Raw genomic sequence first — 14,042 nt, 5'->3', positions numbered from 1 at the left:
TTGCCTCAGACGGGTTCAGGGGAAGGGGGAAAGGCGACGCTGCCTGCGATCGACACTAGTGCCCCGATGCGCGCACGCGCCATTCGAGACGACGAAAACCGAGGATCTTGCGGCCGCCTCCGGACGATTCGCAAGAAATGCCTCGAGCGGACGAAGAGAACGAGAAATCGGCGCCAAGAATCAAGATTCTTAACGCCGATCTTTCGAGAGCCTCTACGGTCAGGCCGCTCCGAGAGCTTCCCGCAGCAGATGCATGAGCGCCCCGAGCTGCACGGGCTCCGCAGCCGCGTCGTCCATGGCCTCGCCGTCGAGCGCGCGCGCCGCGAGCCCCTGCTTCTGGTCGATGAGTTCGGCGATCTTCGCGTCGACGGTGTGAGCCGCGATGATCCGCCACGCCGTGACCGGCTCGTCCTGACCGATGCGGTGAACACGGTCGATCGCCTGAGTCTGCTCCGCAGCGGTCCACGAGAGCTCTGCGAGGACCACGTTGGATGCCGCCTGCAGGTTGAGGCCCACGCCGGCTGCCGTCAGCGAGCACACTGCGATGCCGACGTCGGGATCGCTGTTGAAGTCGTCGATCGCCTGCTGACGCGCGGTCGACGTCTGGTCGCCACGGATGGACACCGAGCGGATGCCGGCCGATGCGAAGTGCGCCTCGGCCTGATCCATCACGTCGATGTGCTTCGCGAAGAACACGACCTTGCCCACCGAGCGCTGCAGCTGCGCCGCGTAGTCGGCCGCGAGCTGTGCCTTCGCCTGTCCGATGCGGCGCACCATGGTGAAGACGTTGTCGCCTCCGGTGCCCGCGGCCTTCGACTCCTCGAGCTCGTTCTGAGCGACCAGGCGAACGATGTCCTCGTCGATCTCGCCCGGCGCGAGTCCGCGGTCACCGCGAGCCTCGATGATCCTGCGGTAGCGCGCTGCAAGCCGCTCTCCGAGCTCGCGCTCGGCCTGACGGATGCTGCGCCCGAACTCGTCGTCCAGCTGGACCGGCAGATCGGCGATGAGCTTGTCGGGGAGATCGGCCGCGACGTCCTTCTTCTTGCGGCGGACGATGCCCATCGAGATGACCGCTTCACGGGCTTCGGGATAGAAAGCCTTGTCCGCAGGTGTGAATCCGGTCGCGTCGAGCTTCTCCATCAGCTCGGGGCCGGGCTTCTCACCCGTCGTCCAGCCGAGGAAGCGCCAGATCGCGTCGAAGTCCTCGACGTCGTTGATCAGGGGGGTTCCGGTGAGGGCGAGCATCAGCGGGTTGCCGCCCGGCGTGCGCTCGCGCACGCGATTGGCCAGTGACAGCACATTCTGGGAACGCTGCGAGCTGAGGTTCTTGATGAAGTGCGCCTCGTCTACGACCATGCCCCGGAGGCCGATCGATGCGAGCCACGACATGTGACGATCGAGGATCTCGTAGTTCACGATGAAGATGTCGGCGAACGCGTCGATGTCGGCGCCATCACCCTGGATGACCGTCGCTCGGCGCTGCGGCGTCCATCGCTCGACCTCGCGCGCCCAGTTCATCTTCACGACATTGGGCACCACCACGAGAAGGGGGTACGCGCCTGCGACGGACGCGGCGAGCAGGGACTGAGCCGTCTTGCCGAGGCCGGGTTCGTCGGCGAGGAGGAAGCTCCTGTGTCCCTCGCGCACAGCCTCGAGGAACCGGGACTGGTGCACCATCACCTCAAGACCCTTCGGCGAGAGGTGGTCGTACTCGGGTGCGGGCGGGAGATCCATGCTCGCCGCGCCACCCCCTGCGCCCGTCTCGAACGCCTTGTAGAGGGGCCCCATGAGCTCCCAGCCGTCGAGGCGGCGGCGAGGGGTCGTGCTGGCCCGCGGGGTGAGGTCAGGAGCGAGGAACGGGTTCGCGAGCTGGCGCGATTCGACCGACGGCGGCGTCACCTGACGCTCGGCGATCGCAGCGGACACGACCGACGTCTGCACGGGCGCGATGTCGGCGATGATGAGTTCTTCGGGGGCGAGTTCCGCACCCGACTCGAGCAGCCAGTCGCGACGCATCCGCTTCGCAACCGGCGACGTCGCCTGATCGGCTTCGAGCAGCTGGATCAGCGACGTGTCACGAGCAGCGGTCTTGGCGAGGATCGTCGCGACGCCGTCGAGCCGCTTGAGGAGCTCCGCACGAGCAGCATCGGCGATCTCGGTGTCGGCCTTGACCCTGGCGCGCTCCTCGCGCACGAGGAACGCGATCACCTGGAACTTCACACGGTTCGTCGGGCCCAGCTTTCCCCGCTGCGACTTCGCCTCGATCTCGCGCACCTTGCGCGCGAGGATCGGGATGAGGGGCGCCTCATCGTCGCGACGAGACGTCTTCTTGCGCCGCGTTGCGGCAGTCGCCGTGGTCGGCATGCTCCTCCTGAGCGTGAAGGCCGAGCATCCACAGGATGCGGCAGCCGTTCTCGATGTCCGCGTGTGGCGTGAGCCAGGACCGTACGAACAGTAGTTCCGGTGGTCATCGACGCACGACTCGGTCGCGAGATTCGCCGACCACCGTGCCCCATTCTACGCTATGGCGACCAGCGGACCGAGCTCACGTCACGGAGAGTTGGGGCGTAGTTCAGCTTCTCGGAGCTGCGAGGACCCGTTCGGCATCGGTGACGTCGGCGGCCATCTGCGCCTTGAGCTTCTCGATGCCCTCGAAGGCGACCATGCCGCGCAGACGCTCGACGAACTCGACCGTGACATCGTGGCCGTAGAGATCGAGGTCGGTCTCACCGAGCACATGCGCTTCGACCTGGCGCTCGAGGACGTCGTCGAAGGTCGGGTTTGTGCCCACCGAGATCGCAGCCCGATGACGGATCCCGGTATCGTGGTCGACGAGCCATCCGGCGTACACCCCGTCGCCAGGCACGAACGAGTCGACCGAGGCCGAGAGGTTCGCTGTCGGGAATCCGAGTTCCCTGCCGCGCTTGAGGCCGTGCACGACCTCGCCCCGTACATCGACGTGGCGGTCGAGCACGCGCGCAGCCGTCGTGACGTCGCCGTCCATCAGCAGTTCGCGGATCCAGGTCGATGAGACCCGTCGATCGGAGCCGTCCAGGAAGACGTCGTCGACGACTTCGACGGTGAAGCCGTGCTTCGGCCCCAGCTCCCGCAGCAGCGCAGGCGTTCCCGCTCCCCCGCGCCCGAACCGGAAGTCCTCGCCCACGAGCACCGTCGACACGTCGAGCGCTCCGACCAGGATGCTCGTGACGAACTCCTCGGCGCTGCGCGCGGCGAACTCGGCGTCGAAGGTGAGAAGCAGAGTCGCGTCGAGCTCGAGCTCGCTCAACAGCTCGAGCTTCCGCTCGACGGTGACGACGTTCTCGGGGCAGCGATCTGGCCGCAGCACGGCGAGCGGATTCCGGTCGAACGTCACCGCGACGGTACGGAGGCCGGACTCTTCGGCGACCTGCTTCAACCGGCGGATGACCGCCCGATGCCCGGCATGGACGCCGTCGAACTTTCCGATCGCGACGACGGAGGGACCGAAGTCCTCCGGCACCTCCTGAGGGTCGCGGAAGACGATCATGCGGACACCTCGGCGGCGGGCGCCTCCTGCACAGTGCGGGTCGGTCTGTGGGTGCGCAGCCACCAGATCCCGAAGACCGGCAGCACGAGCGGGATGAACACGTAGCCCCGCCCGAACATCGACCACACGGTGTCATGCGGGAAGAGGTCCGGGAAGAAGATGCTGAGCGCGCCGATCACCAGGACGCCGGTGAGTTCGAACACGATCGCGATCCACGCCACGACGTACCAGCCACGCCTGTCAGCGAGCACGAGCGCCAGGGTCGCGAGGATGTAGACGACGGCTGCCAGCGCCGAGAGCGAGTACGCCAGCGGCGCCTCCTCGAACTGCCGGAGGATCTGCACGAAGCTTCGGCCGGTCGCCGCCAGCGCCATGACGGCGTAGACGATCACGAGGACACGGCCGATGCCGGTCATCCGGGAGGTGGGGACGGTGGTGCTCATAGCTCCACCCATTCTAGGTCCGGGCCGGGGATCCCGGATGCGCACGAGGGCGCTCAGGCGACCTGGATCGTCCAGATGACGTGCATCCGCCAGACCATGATCGCGACGGCGAGACCTGCGACGCCGAGGATGACCGTGCTCCACCTGCTTCTCTCCATGAGCGCCCACAGCACGGCGCCGATCGGCAGCAGCACCGCGGAGACGAGATAGACCCAGTACTCGAGAAGGTCACCGGTCGGGGGGTTGCCGACGAGCGGCGCCACGATCGCGACGACGACCTGGATGACCAGGAGCAGCTCGACGAGCGCGAGAGCACCGACCGAGAAGTCGCTCGGACGCCGCCCGGCGAGACCGAGGATGATGCAGAAGAGCCCTGCGGCGGTCGCGACAGCGATCTGCGCGATCGTCAGCCACAGGATCATCGGGGCACCTCGGGCATGTTCATCGCGCTCTTCAAGTCAGCTCCCCGTCGCTCGACGACGCCGACGAGCACGCCGTCCTCGTCGATCGCGGCGGCCAGGACACCGCTCAGTCGAGATGCCTGATCGGTGAGCCGTTTACCGTGCCGGAGATCCCTGGCATCCGCCGTCGAGACGGGGAGCGGATCGAGCACCCGTGCTGCCGCAGCGGCCGGAGCCAGAAGCGCCGTCTCGACGATGTCCTCGATCGTCACGGCATCCGCGACGTCGAAGTCGCCGACACGGGTGCGGCGCAGAGCCGTGAGGTGGCCTCCGACGCCGAGGTCTGCGCCGAGATCGCGGGCCAGTGATCGGATGTAGGTTCCGGACGAGCAGTCGACCACGACGTCGAGGTCCAGGAAGCCGTCGCCCGAGCGCTCGGCGACGATCTCGAACCGGGAGACCGTGACATCGCGCGCGGCGAGCACGACCTCCTCCCCCGCCCGCACCCGGTCGTAGGCTCGTCGGCCGTCGACCTTGATCGCTGACACCGAGCTCGGCACCTGCGAGATCTCTCCCGTCAGCGCCGTGACACCCGCCGCAACCCGCTCCGGTGTCACCGCATCCCACGCCTGCTCGGGCGCGCGTGTGAGGATCTCGCCGTCGGCGTCGTCCGTGCCGGTCGTCTGCCCGAGGCGGATCGTCGCCTCGTACGTCTTGTCCGCGCCGACGATGTAGGTCAGCAGGCGTGTCGCGCCCTCGACGCCGATCACGAGCAGGCCGGTGGCCATCGGATCGAGAGTCCCCGCGTGCCCGACCTTGCGGGTTCCGAGCGCACGACGCGTGCGGGCGACCACGTCGTGGCTGGTCAGCCCAGCGGGCTTGTCGACGAGGAGGATGCCGGGCGAGACCATCCCTCAAGCCTACGGTGCGACCGAATGCTCAGCCGCACACCTCGTACGAGGGCTCGTCGCGGGTCGTGACGACGACATCGGATGCCACGTCCGCGCCATCCCTGAACTCGAAGAAGACATGAGCCGCGCCGTCGCCCGCGAGCCTGAGCCAGGTGCCGCTGCCGATCTGCGCAGTCCCCTCCTGCGCATCCGGGTACGCCGCGAGGACCTGAGCCTTCGTCGCTCCGAGCCCGATCCCCTCTGCCGTGACGGGACTCGGGACCGCTGTCGGTGTCTCGGCGGCGGTGTAGACCGAGATCTCTCCTATCGGAGCGGTGGCGCTCTCCGTCCCCCGCACGAAGTAGAGCCCGTAGCTCGAGTCCGGCGCATTCCACCATGCGGTCCACGCGCAGCTCTCGGTGTCGTTCGTCCACGTCTCGGGCAGGCCGGAGAGAGTGGTGGCGAGGTCGCCGCCGATGGCGATGGGACCGACGCCTTCGTCGCTGATGATCCACGTCGTCGGATCGGCGGGGTCGGCGGTCGGCACCGCGCTGGGCGAGGGCGAGGGGGTCAGAGTCGCTGTGGCGGACGGCGAAGGTGCCGATGTCGGTGCCTTATCGGGCTCGGGTGCGCACCCGGCCATGGCCCCCACGAGGACCATCCCCGACATGATCGTGATCGCCGTCTTCATGTTCATGTGTCCCGCCTACGGTATGAGCTTCGGTTCGCCTAGGCTGTCGAGGTGCCCTCGCCGTCTCATCCCGCCGCTGCGACGATGGCGCCTCTGGCTGCATGGTATCGAGATGCCGCCCGCGATCTTCCGTGGCGACGCCGTGAATTCCACGAAAAGTTCGGCGCCTGGGGCACGCTCGTCAGCGAGTTCATGCTGCAGCAGACGCCGGTAACGCGGGTGATCCCGCATCTTGAGGCCTGGCTCGCGCGATGGCCGACACCGCGTGCTCTGGCAGGCGCCACACCCGCCGAGGTCGTTCAGCAGTGGGCGAACCTCGGTTATCCCCGGCGTGCTCTCTGGCTGCACAGGGCCGCGATCGAGATCACCGATCGTCACGAGGGCGTCGTCCCCAGGGACATCGAGCCACTCCTGCTCCTCTCGGGCATCGGCGACTACACCGCCAGGGCGGTTGCCGTCTTCGCGTACGGCGACCGGCATCCCGTCGTCGACACGAACACGCGTCGAGTGCTCGCCCGGGCGATCCTCGGGCAGGCACAGCCCGGTTCGCCGTCTCGTCGGGATCTCGACCTCATGGACTCGCTGCTCCCCGTGGGCGGCGCCGAGTCCGCCGTGTTCAACGCGGCCGCGATGGAGCTCGGCGCGACCGTCTGCACGTCGCGTTCACCTCGATGCGAGATCTGTCCGCTGATCGACGACTGCGCCTGGGTCGCCGCCGGGCGCCCCGACACCGGTGACACTCGCCGGCGCCAGGCGACTTTCGAGGGCTCCGACCGTCAAGCCAGAGGCGCCGTCCTGCGGGTCCTTCGCACCGCCGCCCCGGAGCCGGTGCTGTTGCAGGGCGTGCTGCCTGACTGGCCTGATCCGCTTCAGCGCGACCGAGCGATCGATTCGCTCATCGCCGACGGTCTCGCCGAAGCCGACGGCGAGACGCTCTCCCTCCCCCGGTGAGACCTTCTCCCTCGGGGCGACACCGGTCAGACGTACTGCCCGATCCGGTGTGCGAGCACGGTGAGCTCGACCCTCGTTCGCACCTCAAGCTTCGCGAAGACGCGTCCCAGGTGCACCTCGACGGTGCGAACCGAGACATGGAGCGAATCGGCGATGTCTCGATTGGATGCACCTCCGACGACGAGCATCGCGACCTCGAGTTCCCGGGCTGTCACTATCGACTCCCAGACGCGTCGGCACGAGGAGAGCGGGTCGCCTGCCGATGTGGACAGACGGTCCTCCGAGGCGAGCCGCGCGGCGATCGCGCGTGACCACGCAGCGGCGCCTGACACGTCCAGAAGACTGACAGCGGTCGCGAGATGCTCCCGCCCGATCTCCAGGTCGCCCCTGATGAGCGAGCGTGTTCCGATCATGGCCTCGACCCGCCCTCTGGAGAACGGCGAGGTGAGCGTCCGCGCTGCATCGACCACTCGTGGCCTTTCGACACGCCAGTCCTCGTCCGAACAACTCGTGATGCGAACCCTCAGCTGCTGAGCGAGGGTGATCTCCGGCGGTTCGATCCGCTGCGTGCTCCACGAAGCGATGTTCGCGACCACGATCGCCTCCTCCAGGCCCGGCACCGACATCGTCGTCTGGGGCGCTCCGCGATCCCGCCAGACGCGCATGCACGCTGCCGCCTCAGCGGAAGCACCTGCGAGGAAGGCCTCGATTCCCCGATCGACGAGCCGGTCGATACGGACGGGCGAAGGGAGCGCGGAAGTCAGCGCCCTGGCGAAGGGGCCGAGACTGCCGAGCACAGCGAGGTCCAGCCGTCGAGCGATGACCACGCCGAGGCCCGCGAAGGGGACCGCGATCGGCAACTCGAGTGAAGCGCGGAGCATCGTCTCGCGCGCGGCGCCGATGTCTCCGCGCCACATGAGCAAGAGCACCTCCACGACCGCCCGGTAGGCGCCGACGAGCGGACTGGACTCGAACCCGGCGACGAACGGATCGACCTCGACGTCTATGCCGGAGTCGCCCACGGCCAGCAGCCTGAGTCCTCTGTCGACATCTCCTTCGATAGCCGCATGGAGCGCCCGCAGCATCCCACCTGTGAGGGGTCCTGCTCCGTGCACATCCTCCGCGCCGCGGTCACCCCCGACGAGCCAGGCGAGCGCGACGACGGGATCACGCAGCGATCGCTCCGCTCCCGATCTCGTGCACCCCTCTCGGAGCTCGTCGAGCCACAGGCGCATTCCGGTGCGGTCTCCGCGTTCGGCACACAGCACTGCGGCGAAGGCGGCGGCACGCGCCCAGGAGTACCAGAGCCCGGCGTCATCGCTGCGGGGTCGAAAAGCCTCGGCATCGAACTGCGGTACCGCGCCTCGAAGGTGGGCTTGGGCGACGAGCAGACCACCCAGTCCCTGCAGGCGCTGATGTTCATCGCCGTCGGGGAACAGCTTCGCGAGTCTGTTCGCCGCTTCGACCGCGTGACCGGCGGCGATCGCTGCGACACCCGCGACCAGGTTCGCCTCGTCCCTGGTCGTGCCGTTCGCGTGAGCCGCGGCCTCCGCGGCGAGGTGGAAGGCCCTCTCACTGCGCCCAGCCTCGGAGAGCTCCCTCGCTATTCGAGTCAGCTCTCCTGCCGCGACAGGCTCCCCATGCATCGATGCACGAGCCTTGTGCCAGTCCGCGTCGACCTCTTCCCCGCGTTCGCGGAAGACACGGTGCAGTCGCGCGTGGACGGCGACCGCCACCGATTGCGAGGTCGTCGCTCTCAGCCAGATGGCCAGACGCGGCTCGACGAGGCGGACGCGCCCCGCATGCATGTCCAGATGTGCACCGACGGCGCCTCTGTGCAACTCGGCGGCGCTCTCGCCTGCGAAATCGAGGAGCGGAGCGAGCCGGTCGTCGAGACGCAGGGACACCGCCACGAGGAGCTCGCGATCGGCAGGGGCGAGTTCCAGGTGCGCGAACAGCGCCTCGATCGAGGGGACAATGGGCAGCGGGGACGGCAACGCCCTCAACCCCTGGCGTTGAGCGTCATCGAGCCTGGCAGCAACCGCCCTGATGGTCGGGCCGTCTGACGCGAGCTCGGAAGCGAGGCGGGCGGCCACATGCGGCGCACAGCTCAGCTCATGCGCCAGGAGGTCGTCGAGGATCTCCTCCATCACCGCCGATGCGACCGAAGTCACCCCGTGCGCACGCAAAGCGTCGATGCCGAACCCCCCAGTCCCCACGGGCGACCGCCCATGCGGACTGAGGTTATCAAGACGCGCGGACCCTCAGACGAGGGCGCCGATATTCAGGACTGCGTGTCGTCGTCGTCCTGGTGGATGTAGGGGTCTGCGTCGCCCGCGTGTGACGCCGACGACGCGAGCTTCGCCACATCGGCGTCGCGCTGCTGAGCCTCACGGAGGAGAGCCGAGATGTGGTCGGCGTTCTCCGGCAGCGCGTCGGGGATGAACTCGAGAGTCGGGACGAGTCGAGTGCTCAGCTGCTTGCCGACCTCGCTGCGCAGCATCCCGGTCGCCGACGTCAGAGCCGCCCCGCTGGAGAGACGCTCCTCTTCCGTGCCGAGCACCGTGTAGAACACCGAGGCGTGCTGCAGGTCCCCGCTCACGCGGACGTCGGTGATCGTCACGAAGCCGAGGCGCGGGTCGCGCAGCCCCTTCTCGAGTCGCTCAGCGAGGATCACACGAATGCGATCGGCCAGACGTGCCTGTCGTTCACCAGCCATTGTTCTCTCCCTCTACGTACCCTTCGGGCGAGGATGCATGACGCATCCTCGCCCGAAGACATATATCTGACGTGATCAGCCGCGAGGCTTCTCGACCAGCTCAGTGGTCTCGATCTCGTCACCGATCTGGATGTCGTTGAACTTGCCGAGGCCGATACCGGCCTCGTAGTCCGTGCGCACCTCGGTGACGTCGTCCTTGAAGCGACGCAGCGACTCGATGGCGAGGCCATCGGCGATCACCACACCGTCGCGGATGACACGAGCCTTGGCGTTTCGCGTGATCGTTCCCGACCGCACGATGACACCGGCGATGTTGCCGAACTTCGAGGAGCGGAACACCTCGCGGATCTCGGCCACACCCGACTGGATCTCTTCGTACTCCGGCTTGAGCATGCCCTTGAGCGAGCTCTCGATCTCGTCGATCGCGTTGTAGATCACCGAGTAGAACCGGATGTCCACGCCTTCACGCTGAGCGCGCTCGCGCGCCTTCGTGTCGGGGCGGACGTTGAAGCCCACGATGATCGCGTTGTCGATCGTCGCCAGGTTGACGTCGGACTCCGTGATCGCACCGACACCGCGGTGGATGATGCGGAGCTGAACCGAGTCGTCGACCTCGATCTTGAGGAGCGACTCCTCGAGTGCCTCGACAGCACCGGAGACGTCACCCTTGATGATGAGGTTGAGCGACTCGACCTTGCCGTCTTCGAGAGCACGAGTGAAGTCCTCGAGCGAGATGCGCTTGCGGGCCTTGGCCAGCTGAGCGTTGCGCTCGACCGCTTCACGCTTCTCAGCGATCTGGCGAGCCATGCGGTCCTCTTCGGTGACGATGAAGACGTCGCCGGCGCGGGGCACGGAGTTGAGGCCCTGCACCTGCACGGGGCGCGACGGGTAGGCCTCGAGGACCTGCTCGCCGTTCTCGTCCGCCATGGCACGCACGCGGCCATAGGCCGTACCGGCGACGATCGCGTCTCCGACGCGAAGCGTTCCGGACTGGATCAGCACCGTGGCGACCGAACCGCGACCCTTGTCGAGCTTCGCCTCGATCGCGACACCACGGGCGCCCTTGTTCGGGTTGGCCGTGAGGTCGAGACCGGCATCAGCCGTGAGCAGCACTGCATCCAGAAGCTCCTGGATGCCGGTGTTGGCACGAGCCGACACGTCGACGAACAGGACGTCTCCGCCGTACTCCTCGGCGACCAGACCGTATTCGGTGAGCTGCTGACGAACCTTGGCCGGGTTGGCGTCGGGCTTGTCGACCTTGTTCACCGCGACCACGATCGGCACGTTCGCCGCCTGGGCGTGGTTCAGCGCCTCGACCGTCTGCGGCATGATGCCGTCGTCGGCTGCGACCACGAGGATCGCGAGGTCGGTGACCTGCGCTCCACGTGCACGCATGGCGGTGAAGGCCTCGTGACCCGGGGTGTCGATGAAGGTGATGGCACGCTCGATGCCCTCGTGCTCCGTCCACACCTGGTACGCACCGATGTGCTGGGTGATGCCGCCGGCTTCGCCCTCGATGACATTGGTCTGTCGGATCGCGTCGAGGAGTCGCGTCTTACCGTGGTCGACGTGACCCATGACGGTGACCACCGGAGGACGGATCTCGAGGTCGTCCTCGCTCTCCTCCTCGAGCTCCTGCTCGAGGTTGAGACCGAAGCCCTCGAGGAGCTCCTTGTCCTCGTCCTCGGGCGAGACCATCTGGATCTTGTAGCCGAGCTCGGCACCCAGGACCTCGAACGTCGCCTCGTCCAGCGACTCGGTGGCCGTGGCCATCTCGCCGAGGTTGAAGAGGATCGTCACGAGGGTTCCGGGCTGGACCGTGTAACCGGTCAGCGTCTCGATCTTGTCGGCGAAGTCCGCGATGGACGCGCCACGACGCATGCGGATGGTCTCCCCGTTACCGCGGGTGACGTTGACGCCACCGACGACCGGGGCGCTCCGCATCTCGAATTCCTGCCGCTTCGCCCGCCGCGACTTGCGCTGCTTGCTCTTGCCGCCGCCCTTGCCGAAGGCACCTGCAGTACCTCCGCCGGGGCCGCGACCGCGACCGCCACCGCCACCGGGACGGCCTGCGAAGCCACCACCGGGACGAGCACCGGGACCAGCACCGGGTCCACCGGCACCGCCGGGACGACCGGGTCCACCCGGACGCTGCTGGAACGGTGCGCCACCGGGACGGCCACCCTGACCGCCGCGCGGAGCGCCGGGACGAGGGGAACCGGGGCGAGGTGCACCCGGACGCGGGGCGCCGGGACGCGGAGCCTGCGGACGCGGGATGTTACCCGGCGTCGGGCGCTGGCCCATGCCCTGCGCCGAGGCGAAGGGGTTGTTTCCCGGACGCGGGCCGGTGGGACGCTGTCCCATGCCCTGCGCGGTGGAGAACGGATTGTTGCCGGGGCGCGGGGCGCCGGGCTTCGGAGCTCCGCCGTCGTTCGACTTCGGGGCCGCGGGGCCGGGAGTCGCCGCTGCCGGAGCAGCAGTCTCGGCCGGAGCCTCGGCTGCCGGAGCAGCGACAGGCGCTTCCGGAGCAGGTGCCGGCTTGGGTCCGGGCTTCGGACCGGGAGTCGGTGCACCGGAACCGGGCTTCGCAGCACCGGGCGTCGCAGCGTCGGGCGTTGCCCCTGCCGACTTCGCAGCGGGCTTGGCGGCACCGGGCTTGGCAGCAGCACCGGGCTTGGCAGCACCGGGCTTGGCAGCAGCAGGCTTCGCTGCGGCGGGTGCGGCGTCGCCGGACGACTTCAGCGAGGCGTCCGACTCGATGGCAGCGCGCAGCTTGCGCGCCACCGGAGGTTCTATGGTCGAAGAGGGGCTCTTGACGAACTCTCCGAGTTCCTTGAGCTTTGCAAGTGCGATCTTGCTGTCGACGCCGAGTTCAGCGGCGATCTCGTGTACGCGTGGTTTACCAGCCACAATTCTCCTGTCTGGGGTCGGTCCACCCAGACAGGGCAGACCACTAGTCGCGGACGGGTCTCATTTCGAGCCGTTCACTTTGTTTCCATAGCCGTTCAGCCTTTGTTTCTTGGTGGGTGCTGTTCGATGTTCCGTGTGTCCAGATCGCTGGACACACGCAGTGCTCTTCCGAAAGCCCGACGCCGCAGAGCGACATCGATGCATTCCGGTGTCGGATGAACCCACGCGCCTCGCCCCGGCAGGACAGCACGCTCATCGATGACGAGCGTTTCATTCTGGGACACCACTCTGAGAAGAGCGGCGCGGGGAGCACGCGTGCGACAACCGACGCACATTCGTACGGGTTCCATCTTACACCTGTGTTCCCGTCCGACTCACGCGAAGGGCGCGAGTCGGACGTGACGAGCGGTCAGTCCAGGACGCTGTCGGGCTGAATGTCGATCTTCGCGCCGGTGAGCTTGGCGGCGAGGCGGGCGTTCTGCCCCTCCTTGCCGATCGCGAGCGAGAGCTGGTAGTCGGGGACCAGGGCGCGCACCGCCTTGGTGTTCGCGTCCAGGATGAAGGCGCTGGTCACCTTGGCCGGCGAGAGGGCGTTCGCGACGAAGGGCGCGAGTTCCGGATCGAAGTCGACGATGTCGATCTTCTCCCCCGCGAGCTCTTCGGTGACGGCACGTACGCGACGGCCCATCTCACCGATGCAGGCACCCTTGGCGTTGATGGCCGGGTCGTTCGCACGGACCGCGATCTTCGTGCGGTGGCCGGCCTCGCGGGCCAGTGAGACGATCTCGACGAGTCCGGCGGCGATCTCGGGGACCTCCAGTGCGAACAGCTTGCGCACGAGCCCGGGGTGCGTGCGCGAGACGGTGATCTGCGGCCCCTTGAGCCCCTTCGCGACGCTGGTCACGTACACCCGGAGGCGCGACCCGTGGGTGTACTCCTCGCCCGGCACCTGCTCCTCGGGAGGAAGGATCGCCTCGACGGCTCCGAGGTCGACGTGGATCATGCGGGGATTCGGCCCCTGCTGGATCACACCGGCGACGATGTCGCCTTCCTTGTCCTTGAAGTCGCCGAGCACGACGTCGTCCGCGATGTCCCGCAGTCGCTGGCTGATGACCTGCTTGGCGGCGAAGGCCGCGATGCGTCCGAAGTCGTCGGGCGTGGCATCCTCTTCGCCGATGATCGCGCCCTCTTCGTCCTTGACGACCTGCAGCACGGCGACGTGCCCGGTCCGACGGTCGAGTTCGACGCGAACACCCTCGGGGGTGGCTCCGTCTGCGGAGACGTGCTTCGAGTACGCGGTCAGGATGGCCTGTTCGATGATCGAGACGAGTTCATCGAAGGGAATCGCCTTCTCCTTCTCGATCCCACGCAGCAGACTCAGTTCGATATCCATGACGACTCCCTATTCAGCTCTCGTCGCGCGGGTGTGCTCGCACGACATCCGTACCACGATACCCTGTGCCCACCGCCCCATGCCACGGCGGCCGCCGCACCGTCGCGGTGCCAGGATC

General features: G+C 67.7%; 12 protein-coding genes. 1 reads left to right on the top strand and 11 read right to left on the bottom strand.

The genetic code is table 11. The annotated features are described in order from the left end of the window. Positions 1 to 219: 219 nt before the first annotated feature. From OD997_RS01705 to OD997_RS01680, 6 genes are all read right to left on the bottom strand, one after another. Positions 220 to 2,364: a DEAD/DEAH box helicase gene (locus tag OD997_RS01705; protein WP_434330088.1), complete on the bottom strand. Its 2,145-nt coding sequence runs from the start codon at positions 2,362 to 2,364 to the stop codon at positions 220 to 222. 208 nt (positions 2,365 to 2,572) lie between these two features. After that, on the bottom strand, positions 2,573 to 3,526 hold the full coding sequence (locus OD997_RS01700; RefSeq protein ID WP_434330087.1) for a bifunctional riboflavin kinase/FAD synthetase: 954 nt from the start codon (positions 3,524 to 3,526) through the stop codon (positions 2,573 to 2,575). Beyond that, entirely contained in the window at positions 3,523 to 3,969 is a 447-nt protein-coding gene (locus tag OD997_RS01695; protein WP_434330086.1) for a hypothetical protein, read from the bottom strand. The genes OD997_RS01700 and OD997_RS01695 overlap by 4 nt, the downstream gene beginning before the upstream one ends. Positions 3,970 to 4,022: 53 nt before the next feature. After that, positions 4,023 to 4,391: a hypothetical protein gene (locus tag OD997_RS01690; protein WP_434330085.1), complete on the bottom strand. Its 369-nt coding sequence runs from the start codon at positions 4,389 to 4,391 to the stop codon at positions 4,023 to 4,025. Beyond that, on the bottom strand, positions 4,388 to 5,281 hold the full coding sequence (gene truB, locus OD997_RS01685) for a tRNA pseudouridine(55) synthase TruB (RefSeq protein ID WP_434330084.1): 894 nt from the start codon (positions 5,279 to 5,281) through the stop codon (positions 4,388 to 4,390). Before truB ends, OD997_RS01690 begins: the two co-directional genes overlap by 4 nt. A 28-nt stretch (positions 5,282 to 5,309) precedes the next feature. Continuing rightward, positions 5,310 to 5,957, bottom strand: coding sequence for a hypothetical protein (locus OD997_RS01680; protein WP_434330083.1), 648 nt, complete (start codon positions 5,955 to 5,957; stop codon positions 5,310 to 5,312). Positions 5,958 to 6,035: 78 nt separating this feature from the next. Between OD997_RS01680 and OD997_RS01675 the strand changes: the two genes are divergently transcribed. Then, positions 6,036 to 6,902, top strand: coding sequence for an A/G-specific adenine glycosylase (locus tag OD997_RS01675; RefSeq protein ID WP_434332314.1), 867 nt, complete (start codon positions 6,036 to 6,038; stop codon positions 6,900 to 6,902). A 26-nt stretch (positions 6,903 to 6,928) separates the two neighbouring features. On the opposite strand, the gene OD997_RS01670 is transcribed toward OD997_RS01675, so the two are convergent. From OD997_RS01670 to nusA, 5 genes are all read right to left on the bottom strand, one after another. Continuing rightward, a complete protein-coding gene (locus tag OD997_RS01670; protein WP_434330082.1) occupies positions 6,929 to 9,076 on the bottom strand; it encodes a LuxR C-terminal-related transcriptional regulator in 2,148 nt (715 codons plus the stop codon). A gap of 110 nt (positions 9,077 to 9,186) precedes the next feature. Continuing rightward, positions 9,187 to 9,621 carry a 30S ribosome-binding factor RbfA gene (rbfA, locus tag OD997_RS01665; protein ID WP_434330081.1) on the bottom strand — a complete coding sequence of 145 codons (435 nt, stop codon included), beginning with the start codon at positions 9,619 to 9,621 and terminating at the stop codon, positions 9,187 to 9,189. A 75-nt stretch (positions 9,622 to 9,696) separates the two neighbouring features. Further along, on the bottom strand, positions 9,697 to 12,531 hold the full coding sequence (infB, locus tag OD997_RS01660; RefSeq protein ID WP_434330080.1) for a translation initiation factor IF-2: 2,835 nt from the start codon (positions 12,529 to 12,531) through the stop codon (positions 9,697 to 9,699). Positions 12,532 to 12,626: 95 nt separating this feature from the next. Continuing rightward, positions 12,627 to 12,866, bottom strand: a complete 240-nt coding sequence (locus tag OD997_RS01655) for a YlxR family protein (RefSeq protein WP_434332313.1) — start codon at positions 12,864 to 12,866, stop codon at positions 12,627 to 12,629. Positions 12,867 to 12,940: 74 nt separating this feature from the next. Next, positions 12,941 to 13,924 (bottom strand): transcription termination factor NusA, encoded by a 984-nt coding sequence (gene nusA, locus OD997_RS01650; protein ID WP_056308208.1) that lies wholly within the window; start codon positions 13,922 to 13,924, stop codon positions 12,941 to 12,943. Positions 13,925 to 14,042: the final 118 nt, after the last annotated feature.

It is taken from the genome of Microbacterium sp. CGR1, assembly GCF_051062835.1.
Lineage (GTDB): Bacteria > Actinomycetota > Actinomycetes > Actinomycetales > Microbacteriaceae > Microbacterium.
The sequence above is the reverse complement of the archived record's forward strand: the minus strand, read 5'-3'. Positions and strand labels throughout refer to the sequence as shown.

What these genes read in the sequence shown, in the direction of transcription:
- truB (WP_434330084.1), bottom strand. Translation starts at nt 5,281, where the DNA reads ATGGTCTCGCCCGGCATCCTCCTCGTCGACAAGCCCGCTGGGCTGACC.
- OD997_RS01700 (WP_434330087.1), bottom strand. Translation starts at nt 3,526, where the DNA reads ATGATCGTCTTCCGCGACCCTCAGGAGGTGCCGGAGGACTTCGGTCCC.
- OD997_RS01705 (WP_434330088.1), bottom strand. Translation starts at nt 2,364, where the DNA reads ATGCCGACCACGGCGACTGCCGCAACGCGGCGCAAGAAGACGTCTCGT.
- rbfA (WP_434330081.1), bottom strand. Translation starts at nt 9,621, where the DNA reads ATGGCTGGTGAACGACAGGCACGTCTGGCCGATCGCATTCGTGTGATC.
- OD997_RS01695 (WP_434330086.1), bottom strand. Translation starts at nt 3,969, where the DNA reads ATGAGCACCACCGTCCCCACCTCCCGGATGACCGGCATCGGCCGTGTC.
- OD997_RS01690 (WP_434330085.1), bottom strand. Translation starts at nt 4,391, where the DNA reads ATGATCCTGTGGCTGACGATCGCGCAGATCGCTGTCGCGACCGCCGCA.
- OD997_RS01680 (WP_434330083.1), bottom strand. Translation starts at nt 5,957, where the DNA reads ATGAACATGAAGACGGCGATCACGATCATGTCGGGGATGGTCCTCGTG.
- OD997_RS01655 (WP_434332313.1), bottom strand. Translation starts at nt 12,866, where the DNA reads ATGTGCGTCGGTTGTCGCACGCGTGCTCCCCGCGCCGCTCTTCTCAGA.
- nusA (WP_056308208.1), bottom strand. Translation starts at nt 13,924, where the DNA reads ATGGATATCGAACTGAGTCTGCTGCGTGGGATCGAGAAGGAGAAGGCG.
- OD997_RS01675 (WP_434332314.1), top strand. Translation starts at nt 6,036, where the DNA reads ATGGCGCCTCTGGCTGCATGGTATCGAGATGCCGCCCGCGATCTTCCG.